The sequence below is a fragment of the Ensifer canadensis genome (assembly GCF_017488845.2).
In the GTDB taxonomy this organism is placed as follows: domain Bacteria; phylum Pseudomonadota; class Alphaproteobacteria; order Rhizobiales; family Rhizobiaceae; genus Ensifer; species Ensifer canadensis.
The window spans coordinates 136,601-152,500 of sequence record NZ_CP083374.1; the positions used below are offsets into that span (position 1 = coordinate 136,601).

Sequence of the window (15,900 nt, forward strand, 5' to 3'; positions counted from 1 at the left end):
TGCGATGACAGATCAGAGCATATTGTTAAGCGTGCGCAACCTGCGCACGGAATTCCAGACCCAGCGCGGCTCCGTCAAGGTTGTCGACGGCGTGTCGTTCGACGTCGGCCGTGGCAAAATAGTGGGACTGGTGGGAGAATCCGGCTCCGGCAAGAGCGTGACGGCGCTGTCGCTGATGGGGCTGGTGGCATCCCCCCAGGGAAAGGTAAGCGCCGACAGCATTATGCTGAACGGCACCGACCTGACACGGCTGAACGCCGAAGAACTGCGGCGCAACCGCGGCCGTCAACTATCGATGGTGTTCCAGGAGCCGATGACATCCCTGAACCCGGTGAGAACCATGGTCCAGCAGGTCGGAGAGCCTCTTTCGATTCACACGAATCTCGGTCGGCGTGCTATCCGCGACAAGGTTCTGCACATGTTCGAAACGGTGGGCATACCGGAACCTGCGGCGCGTCTCGACGTCTATCCGCACCAGCTGTCGGGCGGTCTCAGGCAACGGGCGATGATCGCCATGGGACTGATTTGCGAACCGAAGCTTCTCATCGCGGACGAGCCGACGACCGCGCTGGATGTGACGACACAGGCGCAAATCCTGCGGCTGATGATGGCGCTACGCGACAGGGTCGGCACCGCGATCGTCATGATCACCCATGATCTCGGTATCATCGCAGAGATGTGCGACGAGGTGAACGTGATGTATGCGGGTCAAATCGTCGAGCAAGCCAACGTCTTCGACCTCTTCGACCGGCCATCGCATCCCTATACGCGCGGACTTCTCGCATCGATCCCGAAGGCGACGGAAAAGCGCTCGGCGGAACGCATGAACAGCATTCCGGGTGTGGTGCCCAACCTCGCCAAACTTCCCACGGGCTGTCGTTTCAATCCCCGATGCGGGGACGCGATGCCCATCTGCCGGGTGCAGCAACCCGAACTGACGGATCTCGGCAATGGTCACAAGGCCCGCTGTTGGCTTCACGACAAACAGGGAGGAAAGCTGTGAGCGAAGTCCTCATCTCAACCGACGGGCTTAGCAAGCACTATCCTATCGGTACAAGTTTCTTCGGCCGACGGGATCAGGTGATCCGTGCCGTGGACGGCGTCAGTCTGGATATCTACGAGAGAGAGACATTCGCGCTGGTGGGCGAGTCGGGCTGCGGCAAGACCACGCTTGGCCGTGTCATGCTGCGGCTCCTCGACCGGACCGCGGGCACCGTGCGGTATCGCGGCCAGGACCTTCACGCGCTGAACGATTCAGCGATGCGGGCGATGCGCAAGAAGCTCCAGATCGTCTTTCAGGACCCGTTTGCCTCGCTCAATCCCCGGATGCGGATCAAGGACATTCTGGCCGAACCGCTGCGCACGCACCGCTTCGGAACAGAGGCCCAGATCGAGGAACGCTGCGGCGAACTGCTCGACATGGTCGGGCTGCGGCGAACCTTGTTGCGCCGTTACCCGCATCAGTTCAGCGGCGGGCAACGGCAGCGGATCGGCATCGCCCGCGCTCTCGCCAACAGCCCTGAATTCGTGGTCTGCGACGAGGCAGTTTCGGCGCTGGACGTCTCGATTCAGGCGCAGGTCCTGAACCTGCTCCGCGATCTTCAGGAACAGCTGAAGCTGACCTATCTGTTCATCACGCACGATCTGAGTGTGGTTCGCCAGTTCGCTGACCGCGTCGGCGTGATGTTCCTCGGGCGGATGGTGGAGGTCGGCACGACGGAGGAGATATTTTCCAATCCGCGTCACCCCTACACGATGTTTCTGATTTCGGCGGTTCCGCGCGCCGATCCACATCAGCGGAACCGCGAAAAGCCGTTGCTGGTCGGCGACATTCCGAGCCCGATGAACTTGCCTACCGGATGTCGATTTCAGACGCGCTGTCCTTACGCTCAGGCGATCTGCAGGACGGAGGAACCGGCCCTGTCCGATCGGGGCGGCCGGCCAGTCGCGTGTCATTTTCCCCTGGGTCTGTGAGATTTCAAGAAGGAAGGAGTTGAGCGTGGATCTGATCGTTTCGCGAGACGGGGACGGCTGGCAAGCCACATTTGGAGACAAGCGCTGGCGCTGCGCCGTCGGCCGCGGCGGCTTGCATACAGACAAGGTCGAGGGCGATGGCGTCAGCCCCGTGGGCCGTTGGCCGATCCGCCAGATTTTCTACCGGGCAGACCGGATGGCCAAGCCGACAACGCAGTTCCCCTGCCATGAGATCGACAGGTTGGACGGCTGGTGCGACGCCCCCTCGCACCCAGACTACAATTGCCAGGTGAAGCTACCCTTCGCCGCGAGCCATGAAGAGCTTTGGCGACATGACGATCTCTATGACGTTGTAGTCGTATTGGGACACAATGACGACCCGCCGGTCGCCGGCGCGGGCAGCGCGATCTTTCTGCATGTCGCCCAACCGACCTATTCGCCGACTGCGGGTTGCGCCGCGCTCTCGAAAGAGGATCTGCTCGCCTTTCTGGCAATTGCCGAACCTACCTCGCATCTGTGCTTTCACCGTCGATCCGCATGATCTCGGTCAGCAGCCATCCCTGCGGGCGGTGATCGGCGTGTAGCACAAGAGCAGGAGGTCAGCTTCAGCCACCTCGCGCATCAGCCTGTCCTCGGCACGCCGTCGGGCAGCGAGACGAGCTCGACACCGCGCGCCCGTAGCCCGGCGTCGATCATTCGATTTCCTGATCCGTGCGGCTTTTATGGCATTCCTCCTGCTTTATCCGATGTCCGCCGCGTCAACCCGCGAGGATCGATTGTTCGACGATCGTCAGCGCCCGGTCGAGTTCTTGGCGGGAGACCACCATGGGCGGCGAGAGTGTCATGACGTTGCCCTGGCTGATCTTCAGGCTCAGCCCCGCTTCCATGCAGCGATAATAGGCCCGCTCCGCCAGCGCATTGTCCGGCGTGAAATCCGTCCGGTCGGATACGATCTCGACGCCGAAAAGCAGGCCGCGGCCGCGCACATCTCCGACCGCCGCGCAGCGTTCGCCGAAAGTGCTGAGCCGCTCCATCGCATAGCCGCCGAGTTCGGCGGCCCGCTCCGCAAGCCCCTCCTCGATGATGATGGAAATGGTGGTCAGCGCCGCGCGCGTCGTTACCGGGTTCTTTTCGTGCGTGTAGTGGCCGATGGCATAGTCGCCCGCCACGTCGAGATCGCGCCTGGCGACCACGCCCGCGATCGGCAAAATGCCGCCACCGAGCGATTTTCCGAGCACGAGGATGTCGGGAACGACGTCGTCGTGCTCGCAGGCAAAGAAGCGGCCGGTCTTGCCTAGGCCGGTCGGAATTTCGTCGAAGATCAGCAAGGTTCCGTGCCGGTCGCAGGCCTCACGCACCTGTTTCCAGAAACCCGGCGCCGGTGGATTGGGCGTCGCCCGCATCGGTTCGGCGACCAGCGCTGCAAAATCGCCCTCGCGGGCGAGGACGTAGGAGATCATATTGGCGCAGGCGCGCGCGGAACTTTCGAGATTGTCCTGGCCATAGCCGCAGTGGCGGTTCGCCCAGGGCGCGACGTGTTCGGCGCCCGGCAGGAGCGGGCCGGCTATGCCCGAGCGGAAGGTCGCCTCGCCGCCGACGCTCGACGCGCCGAATCCGGCGCCGTGGAAGGCATCCCAGAAGGAAAGCGTCTTAAACCGGCCGGTCGCGGCGCGCGCCAGCTTCAGTGCGACTTCGATCGCATCGGATCCACCCGTGGTGAACAAGACCTTGCCGAGATCGCCGGGCGCAAGACGGCCGAGCATCTCGGCAAGCTCGACGGCAGGTTCGCAGGTGAAACGACGCGGTGCAAAACACAAATCATCGATCTGGGCCTTGATTGCCTGTTTCAGCCGGGGATGGCCATAGCCGATGTGGTGAACGCTGTTTCCATGGAAGTCCATGTAGCGCCGGCCAGCGGTATCCTCGATCCAGATGCCCTCCGCCTTGGCGATGGCGGTCAGGCAGGGGCTTGACAGGCTCTGGTGCAGGAATGCGGCGGCGTCGCGCGCTACGAGGGAGTTCGTCCGTTCATCGCCCATCCGGGCGTTCCAGGCCCCGCGCGCTGCCGACGTGTTGGCTTCGCCCTCCGTGTGAACCTGGGCGGATGCTGTGGCTTTCATCGCTTTCTCCGATCATCGTGCAGCTGCGTGCAGGCTATCGCATCTATCGGAGAGTGAACAAAATCGATATTAATGAGACAAATTAAGAATTCTTCGATGCCGAAGAAGCATCACCTAGGGGCTTCCGCCTGTCATGCGCTATGTCCAGCTTCGGGCTTTCCATCACGTGGCTCTTGCCGGCAGTTTTTCGCAAGCTGCCCGCGCATTGCACCTCACGCAGCCTGCCATTTCCGACCAAGTGCGCTGGCTGGAGGAGGAATACGACGTCGCCCTATTCGTTCGAAAGCGCCGTCAGATCGAGCTGACACCGGCAGGTTCCCGGCTCCTGGCGGCGACCCACCGCCTGTTCGATGCCGAAGGCGAAGCCCTCGAGGTCCTGCAGGAGGAGCGATCGTTGCGGGCAGGCATGCTCAGGATCGCAGCCGATTCGGTGGATCACGTCCTGGACGTGCTCACCGTCTTCCAGGCGCGGTTTCCCGGCATTCAGATCAAGATCGTCGGCGGCAATTCCAACAGCATCGTGGAGGATTTGCTTGCCTACGACGTGGACGTCGGCGTCCTTGGCGAATTGGCCGATGAGCGCCCGTTCGAGGTCTTTTCGCTCAATGTCTCGCCTGTCGTGCTCTTCGCCGCGAAATCGCATCCCCTGGCGACGCGGACGAGCATTCCGCTTGAGGCGTTGAGCGCATGGCCCCTGATCATGAGGGAGCACGGTTCACGCACCAGGCAGATGCTGGAGAAGCTCGCGGGGGCGCAAGGGGTGACCCTCCGCTACGCAATCGAGGCCGAAGGACGCGAAGCCGTCCGGCGGATCGTTGCCGCAGGCATGGGTCTCGGGGTTGTGTCCGAAGCGGAGTTCGACAACGATCCGAGGCTGGTGAAAATCGCGCTCGAACACCAGCCGCTTTCGATGCATGAAAAGCTGATCTGCCTGAAGGATCGCCGTAGCAGCAAGTCAATACAGGCCTTCTTCGCGACTGCGCGCGCACTGTCGCAAGGCTAGTGCGTTCCCCACCCCGCATGACCATCGATAGCCAATCGCGAAGATCCCTCGCCTTCGGCAGCGTCGCGTTACCTAGCGAAGCAACGCGCCTCCGACGCGCCGCAGCGAACGCTTGTGCCCCGCGGCACATCATGTCATTAGGACGCCTTCCCCGGAGACTGGCACATGACGAAAAACATAATCGCCGGAAAACCTTTGAAAAGATTGGTGTTTATGGCATCCCTTTTTTTGTGGACACCGGCGAATGCAACGCCGGCACTCGTCGTGGATGCCGACAGCCATCAAGTTCTCTATCAGGAAGATGCCGGCGTACCCTGGTATCCGGCCTCGACAACCAAGCTCATGACCGCGTTCGTCGTGTTTGAAGCCCTTCGGTCTGGCGAGGTGACACTGACGACACCGGTCACCATGACCCGCAACGCAACGAAACAGGCGTTTCTCGAATCCGGCCTGACCTTCGGCCGGACAATGACCCTCGAAGACGCGCTCTTTGCCACGATTACGGCTTCAGCAAATGACGTCGCTGTAGCCTTGGCAGAAGTAGTCGCTTCCGGCGAAACGTCTTTCGTTCGGCGAATGAATGAAGCGGCGGCCCGCATCGGGCTTACGGGCACGCATTTTACCAATCCAAACGGTCTATTTGACAGAGAGAATTACACGACTGCCCGCGATCTTGCGATCCTTGGGTTGGAAGTGGACCGGATGTTTCCTGAATATCGCCGCTTCTTCCTGGCTTCGGCAGTCACGATCGACGGTAAAGAGATCAAGTCCAACAATCTGTTGTTGACGCGTTTCAGCGGCACCATCGGGATGAAGACTGGTTTCCTATGTGCATCCGGACGAAATATCGTCGGGCTCGCAACTCGAAATGGAAGGCGCGTGATGGTGGTCATCTTGGGCGCCACGACAGAACGGGAACGCAACGAAAGATCCGCGCAATATCTGACGCACGCCTTCGATGGAACGCTGTCCCCAGATGCAGTGCTTGTGGATCATCTGCCGAACCGGACCGGTGTCGCGCCGCAGGATATGCGCATTCGCCTCTGTACCGACCAGAGTGCTGACTACGAGGCCAGCCGAAATAAGCTTTATCCAATGGGCCTGGCAGGTCAGGAAACCTACTTGCGGGATCATATCACCGGGCAGGTCCACCCGATCACGACATGGGCCAACGATAACGTCACGGATGTACCAACACCCACACCACGCCCATCATAATCACAACAACGAGCCGGCTGTATGGTGCGATACACCTTCGGCCTAAGTCCCCAGCGATCTGCCCAGAGCCGCGGCCTGCGGTTCATGGGTCGCCGGCGGCACGCCGGCTCCCGTCTGGATGCACGGCCTTAGCCGTATGACACGCGCAGTTTGGTTTAGAGGTGCGCCCACGCGTGAAAGTGTTAATGTGGAAAGTCACGGATTTGCATTGCCGCCCCTGTTTCGATCACTGTCGAAGGAGACTGCAAGATGGCAAAGAAGCTGCTCGAGGGCGCCTCGAAGGAGGATCAGACCTGGTTGGCCGAAGTGACATACCGGTTCGCGTTCGATGCTGTGTATAGGCCCCTACCACCGGATGCGAACGCTGCCCGGTCGAGACTCGAGGCTGGAAACCGGGCCTTCGCCGAACTCCTTGACCGGATCACCTCGTCACCACCCGCAAAGCTGAACATCGCTGTCGACCCGCATGATGTCGGCCTTCTTCCCGGGCGCAGCGCGGCACCCAAACAGCAACCGTTTGCGGCAATTGTCGGTTGTGCCGATGCGCGTGTTCCGGTGGAGCTGATCTTTTCCGAAGGCCCGAACGACCTGTTTGTCGTCAGGGTGGCCGGCAATGGCATGGGCGACGACGTCACGGCCAGTCTGAGCTATGCGGTTGATCATCTCAAGGATAGCCTGCGCACGATAGTCATCCTCGGCCACAGCGGGTGCGGGGCCGTTTCGGCGGCCGTCGACGTCTATCTGAAGCCAGCAAAATATATGCAAATCATGACGCAGAAGGATCTGCGTCAAATCCTGGACAGCATACTGATCGTCATCCAGCTTGGCGCGACCTGGCTGGAGCGGGTGTATGGGACCGAGGTCGTACGCCGGCCGGGATATCGGACCACACTGATTGAGGTAGTGATAGCGCTAAACGCGGCGCTGACCGGGTATGGCATTCGTTCGCGCCTGAACTTGGCGGTCCGCGGCGAAATTGAAGTCGTCTACGGCGTCTATCTTCTGGAGGAGCGGCTTGTGTGGTCACCAAGGGGAGAGAACCCGGACTGGTTTCATTTGTCGGCGGCACCAAGGGACCCGGATGACTTCGTCATACTGTGTGACCTCCTAGTGTCGTGCCCTCGGGTAATGGACCTGCTCGATACCACCCCGAAGCCCGTGCGGCACTAGGAGACCTGTGCGCGGGTGTCTGGACTGGCGTGTTGAATTACGATTCTCTCAATCTGAACAATGGATTGAGGATGCGATGTCGCACGTCTGCGCATGGGGCGGCTGCTTGCTGGCCGCTTTCGAGGCGCTCAAGCCGTCGTGCGGTTGCGCGGCAAACAAAAAACCCGCCGGTTTTCGCCTGGCGGGCTTTTTTTGATTTGGTTGCGGGGCTTGATCACGCAGAGACTTGTGATTTCGGGACGCTATATGAATTTCGCTCATATTACGACGTCGCCGCCACACCTTGAGGCGCCTAGCCGCGGCGATGATGCGGGCGGTGATCGGCGTGTAGCACAAGAGCAGGAGGTCGGCTTCAGCCACCTCGCGCCTCAGCCTGTCCTCCGGCACGCGCCGTCGGGCAGCGAGACGAGCTCGACGCCGCGCGCCCCTAGCCCGGCGTCGATTTCCGGACATTCGATTTCCTGATCCGTCCGAACGGCTTTCATGGCATTCCTCCTGCTTTATCCGATGTCCGGCGCGTCAACCCGCGAGGATCGATGTTCGACGATCGTCAGCGCCCGGTCGAGTTCCTGACGGGAGACCAACGGATTTCACGCCGGACAATGCGCTGGCGGAAGCTGCCACTAATCCTTTTGATCGAGGTGACGAGCAAAATCATCCTACTTTAGGCGAAGTTGTTCTGCGGATAGTGAAACTCTAGCGTGCCGTGTCAGTTGGCGCCTCCGTCTTCAATCCGCTGGCGATCCCGCCAAGACTGATCCGCAGTGCCACGAGGGGACGGAAGGGTGATTGCGGTGGCGGCTAAAAGGGCGCTGGCTCAAAAGTGGGGGGCAGATGTTTGCGGGTTTAGAGGTCTTTCAACAGGCGTTTGACGTGTGCGTCGCGGGCGCTGGCCCGGTCGGTATTGCCGCTGCGCTTGAATTGAGCAGGCGCGGCATGCGAACGCTGCTTCTCGAAGCGGGGCCGAAACGATCGAAACGACCCCAACGAAACGAAACAGGCTTCGACATAGAAGACGATATCTATCACGCTGCGGACCGACTTACTTCGGCCACCGGACTTGGCGGCACGTCCGAACGATGGGGTGGGCAATGCGTTGAGCTGGATGATATAGACTTCGAGGCAAGAGATTATGTCGCACACTCCGGTTGGCCTATTGCTCACGAAGAGATTTCGCCTTTTTATCAGCGGGCACGGGCTCTTTTGAGCAGCAACGTCGCCGGCGAGCGATCGGAGCCGGAACCGGAGACTGATTTCCCATCATCCCGGGAAAGCTGGACACGAATACGCAACACAGCGAAGGCCAACAGCGCCGAGCTCGCTTCTTCGAAGAACCTCTTCGTCGCCCTGGACGCGAGGATCAAAGCTCTGGCGTTCGATCCGGTTGAGGCGCGCGTACATTCCATGTCGATTGCCTGCCGCGGTGGTTCGTACAAGGTGTGCGCAGACCAATATGTGCTGGCCTGTGGCGGCAGAGGTAATACCCGGCTCCTACTGAACCTCCAGCTGGCGTTTCCGCAATTGTTCGGCGGAAGCGATGGGCCGCTCGGGCGCTTCTACATGGGACATCTCGCTGGACAGATCGCGCAGATCGAATTCGCCACCAAAGAGCATGCCGAACGGTATCTTTTTAAGCGCACATCCACCGGAACCTTCGTGTGTAACCGGTTTCAACCCGCCCCCCAATTGCAACGGGCACACGAGCTGCCGAATATCGCTTTTTGGCCGACGAACCGTAGGGCCGCTTTCGGTGAGGCCGACACGGCGCTCTCGCTGCTACATCTCTGGAACAGTCGGAAGTCCTTCGTCCACAAGGCGACATGGGGCGAAGCCGACCGATTCCGTTACTATAATGCTCTGCATAATGTACTGCGCAATCCCCTTGGCGCGACCTCTTCCGCGCTGGGGCTGCTTCGCCAAAAATTCAGCTTTGCCGAACCATATGTTCTGCTGCGCAGGCCAGACATGAAATACGGCCTTCGCTACCATGGGGAGCAAATTCCAAGCAGTTCAAGCCGCGTCTTCCTCAAGCCAGAGCAAGATGCGGACGGCCAGTTCAAGCTCGACGTCTCATTCCGATATCTGCCTCAGGATTTTCGCGGGACGCTCCAAGCACATGTCGCCTTGGATCGCTGGCTCAAGGAGCGCAAGATAGGCAAGCTGATATTCGACGCAGCCCCCGAAAACCTCGAAGAGCATATCGCCGCGCAAGCCAAAGACGGATACCATCAGATCGGGTTGACCAAGATGGGCGTGGACCGCAACCACGCCATCGTCAACCACAACTGTCGCGTCATCGACATCGCTAACCTCCATATCGCCGGCAGCTCCGTTTTCGCTACGTCCGGACAAGCGAACCCCACGCTTCCCGCCGTCGCCTTGGCCATCAGACTCGCCGAACATCTCGCCAGCGAGGCCCGCCATCAAAGCACGGCGGCGAGTTTGTCGACGAGCAGCCGCGGAAGCCTCTCGCCCGGTCCTCAACCCGAAACTAAAATCCTGTCCGCACTCTGACAATCGGGGGCGTTGCGTGGGAAGCTCCCCGCTCGAAGGCCGGCGACCGTGGCGCAGTCAGGGGGAAGCTGTCCGCACATAGGCTCAACTCGGCGCCCCAGACAGGACACTAACCGCCACCCCTTACAATACTAATCTCACTAATCAACACCCTCTTGACTCCTGATTGACACCGACCATTGCTTTGTTCTGCCTTAGAACGCCAAAAAAGCCCGCCGACCTTTCGATCTTGCGGGCTGTTGTTTTGATTTGGTTGCGGGGGCTCGCTTCAACGAATGGCATAAAAGGGCTGTTCTGCGGCCCTCCCGCTTCCGCATTGGCAAAGCCGAGAATGCCAAACAGCTCGCCGCGTAGCTCTGCATGAACGTCGCCGCGCTTTATGCTAGGGGTCAGTACGATCTCGCCGATCAGCGAGCGCAACGCCTCCGCCGCCTGCCTGCCTCCGTCTGGATCGTCAAGCGCTTCCGTCAGACGCTCCACCCGCAGCCGGTAGAGGATGACAACGTTCTGGGCATGTCGGCGGAGGCCTGTGACAGGCGGGCGGTGATATCCGCCTTCTGTCGTTCGAGGTCATCCATGCGCGCCTTCATGGACGGCTGGTACATGCCATCCTCGATGGCGGAAATAATCCCGGCGATAGCCTTTTCGATCTTCGCGAGATTTTTCCGGTCGGTTGCCGCCTGCGCACGTCGGTCATGATTCAGCCGGTTCATCTCCTCGGCAGCCTCGGCGACCGCATGCGACGAGACAAGTTTGTCCTTGATGCCGGACAGAACCCGCGCCTCGATCTGCTCACGGGTGATGGACCGACCATTGTCTCAGGTGCCCCGCCTGTGATGGTTGAGGCAGGCATAGCGGCTAGGCGTGACGATGCCGAACTTGCCGCCGCAGCATCCGCAGGTGAGAAGGCCGGTCAGGAGAGAAACCGGCTCGCCCACAATTGCCCAGTGGATGTCCTGTAGATCAACGGCCCCAACCGAACCAATTAATGGCTCGAAAGAAATGAACCGGATCGCAGCGGGCGCCCTATGCAGATGCTCAACACGATCGACGACATCCGCGTTTTCAATGCTGGTGCCGAGCCAGACGTTGGGCAGGACTTCGCCAATCTTGCCGGAAACCAGCTCCGTCATTCGGTCCGGCCGCTTCGTGAGGATTTGATAGTTGTGGCGCGGCGTCTCGCGCATCACCTGCCAAACTTCGAGAATGAAGGCGTCGCTGACCTGCTCATGAAACAGGTCACTCATCGAGTTTACGAAGATCTTTCGGGGTTTGCACCAGCGATGCGGAATCGACAGCGCCTCCCGATCCTCGCGTACCACGCCATTTTAGACAGTTCACCGTCCAGTCTTGCGGGTCAGCCCCGCATATTTCTCCACGCCCATCGCCTCGAGGCGTTTAGCCATTTCCATGGCATAGCAATGCGTGCAGCCAGCGGTCACAATCGAACACCCGGCAACTGGATTCCAAGTCGAATCCGTCCACTCGATCTGCGTTTCAGCCATGCCTCTCTCCCGAGAATCTGTCACCCAACCAAGACATCAGTTGCCATCCCTCATAGGATTGACGAATTGGATACCGGCGAAATCTTTTCCGTTGTCCGTGACCACCACGCAGTCGTTAGCACCGGCGACGGCAGCGATGATCATGTCGAGTGCGCTGCGCGGACGACCTGCGGCTTTGCCTTCGGCCATCAATCGCGCCCAGATCAAAGCTGCCTTGTCGTCGAACGTAAGGATACGGTTGGCGAACAACTCCTGCGGACCTTCCGGCCCCGAGAACCAGGCATCAAGGGCGTCTCGCTTCTTGCCGCGCGGCTTCTCCAGAATGCCGCGCCGGATTTCCGCGATGGTGAGCGAAGCGACGAACAGGTTCTCATCCTTCTGTTCGATCCACCATGCCAACAGCGCTTCCGAGGGCTGCGGCTTGACGATATTGCTGATGATGTTTGTATCGAGGAGATAACGCGTCACAGCTCGACCCTGCGCCCTTCCTCGTGCGGGCGCGACAGATCGACATCAGCGCCGACCAGAGGCGAGCGGCGGAGGGCGGACAGGATACCGCCGGATTTCGGCGGCTCACTCGCGACGAGGGCCTTGACCGCCGCCCGCGCCTGCTCCGCTTCCGGCCCCTCTTCAGCTAGTTGGCGGGCAAGCGACCGGATCAGTTCGCGGTCGGATTCTAGCGCCAGGACCTCGAAACGCTTGAAGCCGCGCTGCGTCAGCCGTGCGCGATAATTCTCGATTGCTCTCTTCTGTGCGGCATTGCTCATGACGGGTCTCCGTTCTATATCCTGATATATAGCCGATATTAACATCATAAACAAGGGATGTCAGCGATGCCACGAGACTCGCGCCATAAAGCAGTAATGCAGAACAATACTGCGCGTTGGCGCCAGTATTTTCCATATGCTGCGGCACGCGGAAGTGCGCCAAGCTTTGCCGTAGCCGCCGAAGGCACGCCGTCCACCGCCGAATATACGCCTTTAATTTCAGTTGCTTATACTGATCCTCACGCGAATTCTGCAGGGCATGACCTTGCACCCACCCGGCAACAAAGCGAAGATGTCAAGAAGAGAGCGCGAATTGCTCCTCGAATCCTTGCTGATCGACGAACTGGAACTTACCTTTACACCTCGTGGCAACCCCGATCGCCGCTTTCTGGGTCTGGTCGACTTTCTGGCACGGCAGGCAGCGCGGGAGTGCTTCGCGGAAGAAGTGAAGATGATGAGGCGACGGGGGAAACGCACCTCCTGATGCCGAAAGGAGAGGTGCATTGAAGGTCGCGATCTACGCCCGCTACAAAGAGAAGGAGAAGCGGATCGAGGCGGCGAGCATACTGCGCTTGGTGGTGGACACGATCGTGCTGAGGCCGGTGGAGGGCAAGGTGGAGATCGACGTTCAGGGCGATCTTGCTGGAATCCTTACGATTTCCGCACAAACGAAGAACCCCGCTTTAGGGGCGGGGTCATCGCAAGTAAAGATGGTTGCGGGGGCAGGATTTGAACCTGCGGCCTTCAGGTTATGAGCCTGACGAGCTACCGGGCTGCTCCACCCCGCGCCATCTCGGTAAACCGCTATGCGGTTTATCCGGTGCGTAAACCGCTGTGCGGTTTATCGCGATAAGGTAAATCCCTTTGGGATTTACGGTCTGTGCCGAGCAAATCCGACGGATTTGTCTCGCGTAAGGGACGTTCTGATTTTACCTAAGCAAAAAGGCCGCTTGTAGGCGGCCCTTGCGTTTCGGCTTGGCCGAGCGTTTGTTCAGAGAAGATTTCCGGTTTGTTTTCGCCGCTGCCTTGTCCTTCTCGGCTATGCCTCGAAGGGGAGCGGCGGTTTTTTTATCTTGCGTTTTGCAGACCTGGCAGCGACCTACTCTCCCGCGTCTTAAGACGAAGTACCATCGGCGCTGGGGCGTTTCACGGCCGTGTTCGGAATGGGAACGGGTGCAGCCACCCCGCCAGAACCACCAGGTCGGCAAAGCGCAAGATTTGCCCTTAGCTGGGGCAAACCGAATGAGAAGCTGGTGAGGAGGATAAACCGCCTCGTTTTGTTTTGAACACGTCGCTCATCAATGATGAGCATGAGCAATGGGAACGATCAAGCCAATCGAACGATTAGTACTGGTAAGCTTCATGCGTTGCCGCACTTCCACACCCAGCCTATCAACGTGGTAGTCTTCCACGGTTCTCAAGGGAATACTCGTTTTCAGGTTGGTTTCCCGCTTAGATGCCTTCAGCGGTTATCCATTCCATATATAGCTACCCTGCTATGCCCTTGGCAGGACAACAGGTCCACCAGAGATATGTCCATCCCGGTCCTCTCGTACTAGGGACAGATCCTGTCAATATTCCTACACCCACGGCAGATAGGGACCGAACTGTCTCACGACGTTCTGAACCCAGCTCACGTACCGCTTTAATTGGCGAACAGCCAAACCCTTGGGACCTGCTCCAGCCCCAGGATGCGATGAGCCGACATCGAGGTGCCAAACAACCCCGTCGATATGGACTCTTGGGGGTCATCAGCCTGTTATCCCCGGCGTACCTTTTATCCGTTGAGCGATGGCCCTTCCACGCGGGACCACCGGATCACTATGACCGACTTTCGTCTCTGCTCGACTTGTCAGTCTCGCAGTCAGGCGGGCTTATGCCATTGCACTCGACGACCGATTTCCGACCGGTCTGAGCCCACCATCGCGCGCCTCCGTTACTCTTTCGGAGGCGACCGCCCCAGTCAAACTACCCACCATACACTGTCCCGGATCCGGATAACGGACCGCGGTTAGACATCCATGACGATAAGGGTGGTATTTCAAGGATGGCTCCACAAGAACTGGCGTCCCTGCTTCAAAGCCTACCACCTATCCTACACATGCCGACACGAATGCCAGTGTAAAGCTATAGTAAAGGTGCACGGGGTCTTTCCGTCTGACCGCAGGAACCCCGCATCTTCACGGGGAATTCAATTTCACTGAGTCTATGCTGGAGACAGCGGGGAAGTCGTTACGCCATTCGTGCAGGTCGGAACTTACCCGACAAGGAATTTCGCTACCTTAGGACCGTTATAGTTACGGCCGCCGTTTACTGGGGCTTCGATTCAGAGCTTGCACCCCTCCTCTTAACCTTCCAGCACCGGGCAGGCGTCAGACCCTATACGTCGTCTTGCGACTTCGCAGAGCCCTGTGTTTTTGATAAACAGTCGCTACCCCCTGGTCTGTGCCACCCTTTCTGACTTGCGTCAAAAAGGGTCACGCTTCTTCCGAAGTTACGCGTGCAATTTGCCGAGTTCCTTCAGCATAGTTCTCTCAAGCGCCTTGGTATACTCTACCTGACCACCTGTGTCGGTTTCGGGTACGGTCTATACGGTGGAGCTATTTCCTGGAACCGCGTCCCTGCACACCCAATCCAATAAGAATGTACAAGTTAAGCAATCCGTCACTACCACCAGGCCCACGAATATTAACGTGGTTCCCATCGACTACGCGTGTCCGCCTCGTCTTAGGGGCCGGCTAACCCTGCTCAGATTAACTTTAAGCAGGAACCCTTGGTCTTTCGGCGAGAGGGTCTCTCACCCTCTTTATCGTTACTCATGTCAACATTCGCACTTCCGATACCTCCAGGACCCCTCACAGGTATCCCTTCACAGGCTTACGGAACGCTCCGCTACCACACGTCTTGCGACGTATCCTCAGCTTCGGTGCATGGCTTTAGCCCCGTTACATTTTCGGCGCAAAGACCCTTAATTAGACCAGTGAGCTGTTACGCTTTCTTTAAATGATGGCTGCTTCTAAGCCAACATCCTGGTTGTTTTGGGATCCTCACATCCTTTCCCACTTAGCCATGACTTGGGGACCTTAGCTGGAGGTCAGGGTTGTTGCCCTCTTCACGACGGACGTTAGCACCCGCCGTGTGTCTGCCGACTAGTACTCCTCGGTATTCGGAGTTTGGTTAGGATCAGTAAGACGGTGAGTCCCCATAGCCCATCCAGTGCTCTACCCCCGAGGGTATTCGGTCGACGCACTACCTAAATAGTTTTCGCGGAGAACCAGCTATTTCCGAGTTTGATTGGCCTTTCACCCCTAGCCACAAGTCATCCCAATCTATTGCAACAGATGCGGGTTCGGTCCTCCAGTTGGTGTTACCCAACCTTCAACCTGCTCATGGCTAGATCACTCGGTTTCGGGTCTAATGCGACGAACTGAACGCCCTGTTCAGACTCGCTTTCGCTGCGCCTTCACCTATCGGCTTAAGCTTGCTCGTCACACTAAGTCGTTGACCCATTATACAAAAGGTACGCCGTCACCCTTGCGGGCTCCGACTGTTTGTAGGCATCCGGTTTCAGGTTCTATTTCACTCCCCTTGTCGGGGTGCTTTTCACCTTTCCCTCACGGTACTTGTTC

At 59.0% G+C, this 15,900-nt stretch carries 14 protein-coding genes, 1 tRNA gene, 2 rRNA genes and 1 pseudogene (1 of these 18 running past the window's edge); 8 read left to right on the forward strand and 10 right to left on the reverse strand.

All coding sequences use genetic code 11. The features are described 5' to 3' along the window. Positions 1 to 4 precede the first annotated feature (4 nt). Genes J3R84_RS34065 through J3R84_RS34075 form a run of 3 tightly spaced genes read left to right on the forward strand, consistent with a single transcriptional unit; the run spans position 5 to position 2,515 of the window. The gene (locus J3R84_RS34065) at positions 5 to 1,003 is read left to right on the forward strand and encodes an ABC transporter ATP-binding protein (protein WP_025431469.1); all 999 of its coding nucleotides are present in this window, start codon (positions 5 to 7) and stop codon (positions 1,001 to 1,003) included. After that, complete coding sequence (locus J3R84_RS34070; RefSeq protein ID WP_057221301.1) at positions 1,000 to 1,974, forward strand: ABC transporter ATP-binding protein; 975 nt, start codon at positions 1,000 to 1,002, stop codon at positions 1,972 to 1,974. Before J3R84_RS34065 ends, J3R84_RS34070 begins: the two co-directional genes overlap by 4 nt. Before the next feature lie 25 nt (positions 1,975 to 1,999). Then, positions 2,000 to 2,515, forward strand: coding sequence for a L,D-transpeptidase family protein (locus tag J3R84_RS34075; protein WP_057225438.1), 516 nt, complete (start codon positions 2,000 to 2,002; stop codon positions 2,513 to 2,515). 217 nt (positions 2,516 to 2,732) lie between these two features. On the opposite strand, the gene pbfA is transcribed toward J3R84_RS34075, so the two are convergent. Continuing rightward, entirely contained in the window at positions 2,733 to 4,094 is a 1,362-nt protein-coding gene (pbfA, locus tag J3R84_RS34080) for a (R)-1-hydroxy-2-aminoethylphosphonate ammonia-lyase (RefSeq protein ID WP_203529618.1), read from the reverse strand. Between the two features lie 133 nt (positions 4,095 to 4,227). Here pbfA and J3R84_RS34085 point away from each other — a divergent pair, with 133 nt between their 5' ends. The 3 genes from J3R84_RS34085 (at position 4,228) to J3R84_RS34095 (ending at position 7,485) form a co-directional block, all read left to right on the forward strand. Beyond that, complete coding sequence (locus J3R84_RS34085) at positions 4,228 to 5,097, forward strand: LysR substrate-binding domain-containing protein (protein ID WP_203529616.1); 870 nt, start codon at positions 4,228 to 4,230, stop codon at positions 5,095 to 5,097. Between the two features lie 165 nt (positions 5,098 to 5,262). Next, entirely contained in the window at positions 5,263 to 6,315 is a 1,053-nt protein-coding gene (locus J3R84_RS34090) for a D-alanyl-D-alanine carboxypeptidase family protein (RefSeq protein ID WP_203529614.1), read from the forward strand. 249 nt (positions 6,316 to 6,564) lie between these two features. Beyond that, entirely contained in the window at positions 6,565 to 7,485 is a 921-nt protein-coding gene (locus J3R84_RS34095; protein WP_203529613.1) for a carbonic anhydrase, read from the forward strand. A gap of 48 nt (positions 7,486 to 7,533) precedes the next feature. Here the strand turns inward: J3R84_RS34095 and J3R84_RS34100 are convergent, their stop codons facing one another. Continuing rightward, a complete protein-coding gene (locus J3R84_RS34100) occupies positions 7,534 to 7,845 on the reverse strand; it encodes a hypothetical protein (protein ID WP_225906494.1) in 312 nt (103 codons plus the stop codon). Positions 7,846 to 8,319: 474 nt separating this feature from the next. Between J3R84_RS34100 and J3R84_RS34105 the strand changes: the two genes are divergently transcribed. Next, on the forward strand, positions 8,320 to 9,999 hold the full coding sequence (locus tag J3R84_RS34105) for a GMC oxidoreductase (protein WP_203529603.1): 1,680 nt from the start codon (positions 8,320 to 8,322) through the stop codon (positions 9,997 to 9,999). 144 nt (positions 10,000 to 10,143) lie between these two features. Here the strand turns inward: J3R84_RS34105 and J3R84_RS34110 are convergent, their stop codons facing one another. The 5 genes and pseudogenes from J3R84_RS34110 to J3R84_RS34130 form a co-directional block, all read right to left on the reverse strand. After that, positions 10,144 to 10,419: a hypothetical protein gene (locus J3R84_RS34110; RefSeq protein WP_203529601.1), complete on the reverse strand. Its 276-nt coding sequence runs from the start codon at positions 10,417 to 10,419 to the stop codon at positions 10,144 to 10,146. 47 nt (positions 10,420 to 10,466) lie between these two features. Continuing rightward, a complete protein-coding gene (locus J3R84_RS34115; RefSeq protein WP_057225427.1) occupies positions 10,467 to 10,712 on the reverse strand; it encodes a hypothetical protein in 246 nt (81 codons plus the stop codon). 219 nt (positions 10,713 to 10,931) lie between these two features. Further along, positions 10,932 to 11,504: pseudogene (locus tag J3R84_RS34120) on the reverse strand (DUF5131 family protein); the annotation flags it as partial. A 36-nt stretch (positions 11,505 to 11,540) separates the two neighbouring features. Further along, positions 11,541 to 11,972 carry a PIN domain-containing protein gene (locus J3R84_RS34125; RefSeq protein ID WP_057208401.1) on the reverse strand — a complete coding sequence of 144 codons (432 nt, stop codon included), beginning with the start codon at positions 11,970 to 11,972 and terminating at the stop codon, positions 11,541 to 11,543. After that, positions 11,969 to 12,271 (reverse strand): hypothetical protein, encoded by a 303-nt coding sequence (locus J3R84_RS34130; RefSeq protein WP_203529599.1) that lies wholly within the window; start codon positions 12,269 to 12,271, stop codon positions 11,969 to 11,971. Before J3R84_RS34130 ends, J3R84_RS34125 begins: the two co-directional genes overlap by 4 nt. Positions 12,272 to 12,530: 259 nt before the next feature. Here J3R84_RS34130 and J3R84_RS34135 point away from each other — a divergent pair, with 259 nt between their 5' ends. Then, the gene (locus J3R84_RS34135; RefSeq protein ID WP_203529597.1) at positions 12,531 to 12,755 is read left to right on the forward strand and encodes a hypothetical protein; all 225 of its coding nucleotides are present in this window, start codon (positions 12,531 to 12,533) and stop codon (positions 12,753 to 12,755) included. 227 nt (positions 12,756 to 12,982) lie between these two features. On the opposite strand, the gene J3R84_RS34140 is transcribed toward J3R84_RS34135, so the two are convergent. From J3R84_RS34140 to J3R84_RS34150, 3 genes are all read right to left on the reverse strand, one after another. Continuing rightward, positions 12,983 to 13,059, reverse strand: a tRNA-Met gene (locus J3R84_RS34140). A gap of 298 nt (positions 13,060 to 13,357) precedes the next feature. Further along, positions 13,358 to 13,472, reverse strand: a 5S ribosomal RNA gene (rrf, locus tag J3R84_RS34145). A 122-nt stretch (positions 13,473 to 13,594) separates the two neighbouring features. Continuing rightward, a 23S ribosomal RNA gene (locus J3R84_RS34150) occupies positions 13,595 to 15,900 on the reverse strand (it continues 490 nt past the right edge of the window).

What these genes read in the sequence shown, in the direction of transcription:
- J3R84_RS34065 (WP_025431469.1), top strand. Translation starts at nt 5, where the DNA reads ATGACAGATCAGAGCATATTGTTAAGCGTGCGCAACCTGCGCACGGAA.
- pbfA (WP_203529618.1), bottom strand. Translation starts at nt 4,094, where the DNA reads ATGAAAGCCACAGCATCCGCCCAGGTTCACACGGAGGGCGAAGCCAAC.
- J3R84_RS34085 (WP_203529616.1), top strand. Translation starts at nt 4,228, where the DNA reads ATGCGCTATGTCCAGCTTCGGGCTTTCCATCACGTGGCTCTTGCCGGC.
- J3R84_RS34090 (WP_203529614.1), top strand. Translation starts at nt 5,263, where the DNA reads ATGACGAAAAACATAATCGCCGGAAAACCTTTGAAAAGATTGGTGTTT.
- J3R84_RS34095 (WP_203529613.1), top strand. Translation starts at nt 6,565, where the DNA reads ATGGCAAAGAAGCTGCTCGAGGGCGCCTCGAAGGAGGATCAGACCTGG.
- J3R84_RS34105 (WP_203529603.1), top strand. Translation starts at nt 8,320, where the DNA reads ATGTTTGCGGGTTTAGAGGTCTTTCAACAGGCGTTTGACGTGTGCGTC.
- J3R84_RS34115 (WP_057225427.1), bottom strand. Translation starts at nt 10,712, where the DNA reads ATGAACCGGCTGAATCATGACCGACGTGCGCAGGCGGCAACCGACCGG.
- J3R84_RS34130 (WP_203529599.1), bottom strand. Translation starts at nt 12,271, where the DNA reads ATGAGCAATGCCGCACAGAAGAGAGCAATCGAGAATTATCGCGCACGG.
- J3R84_RS34135 (WP_203529597.1), top strand. Translation starts at nt 12,531, where the DNA reads ATGACCTTGCACCCACCCGGCAACAAAGCGAAGATGTCAAGAAGAGAG.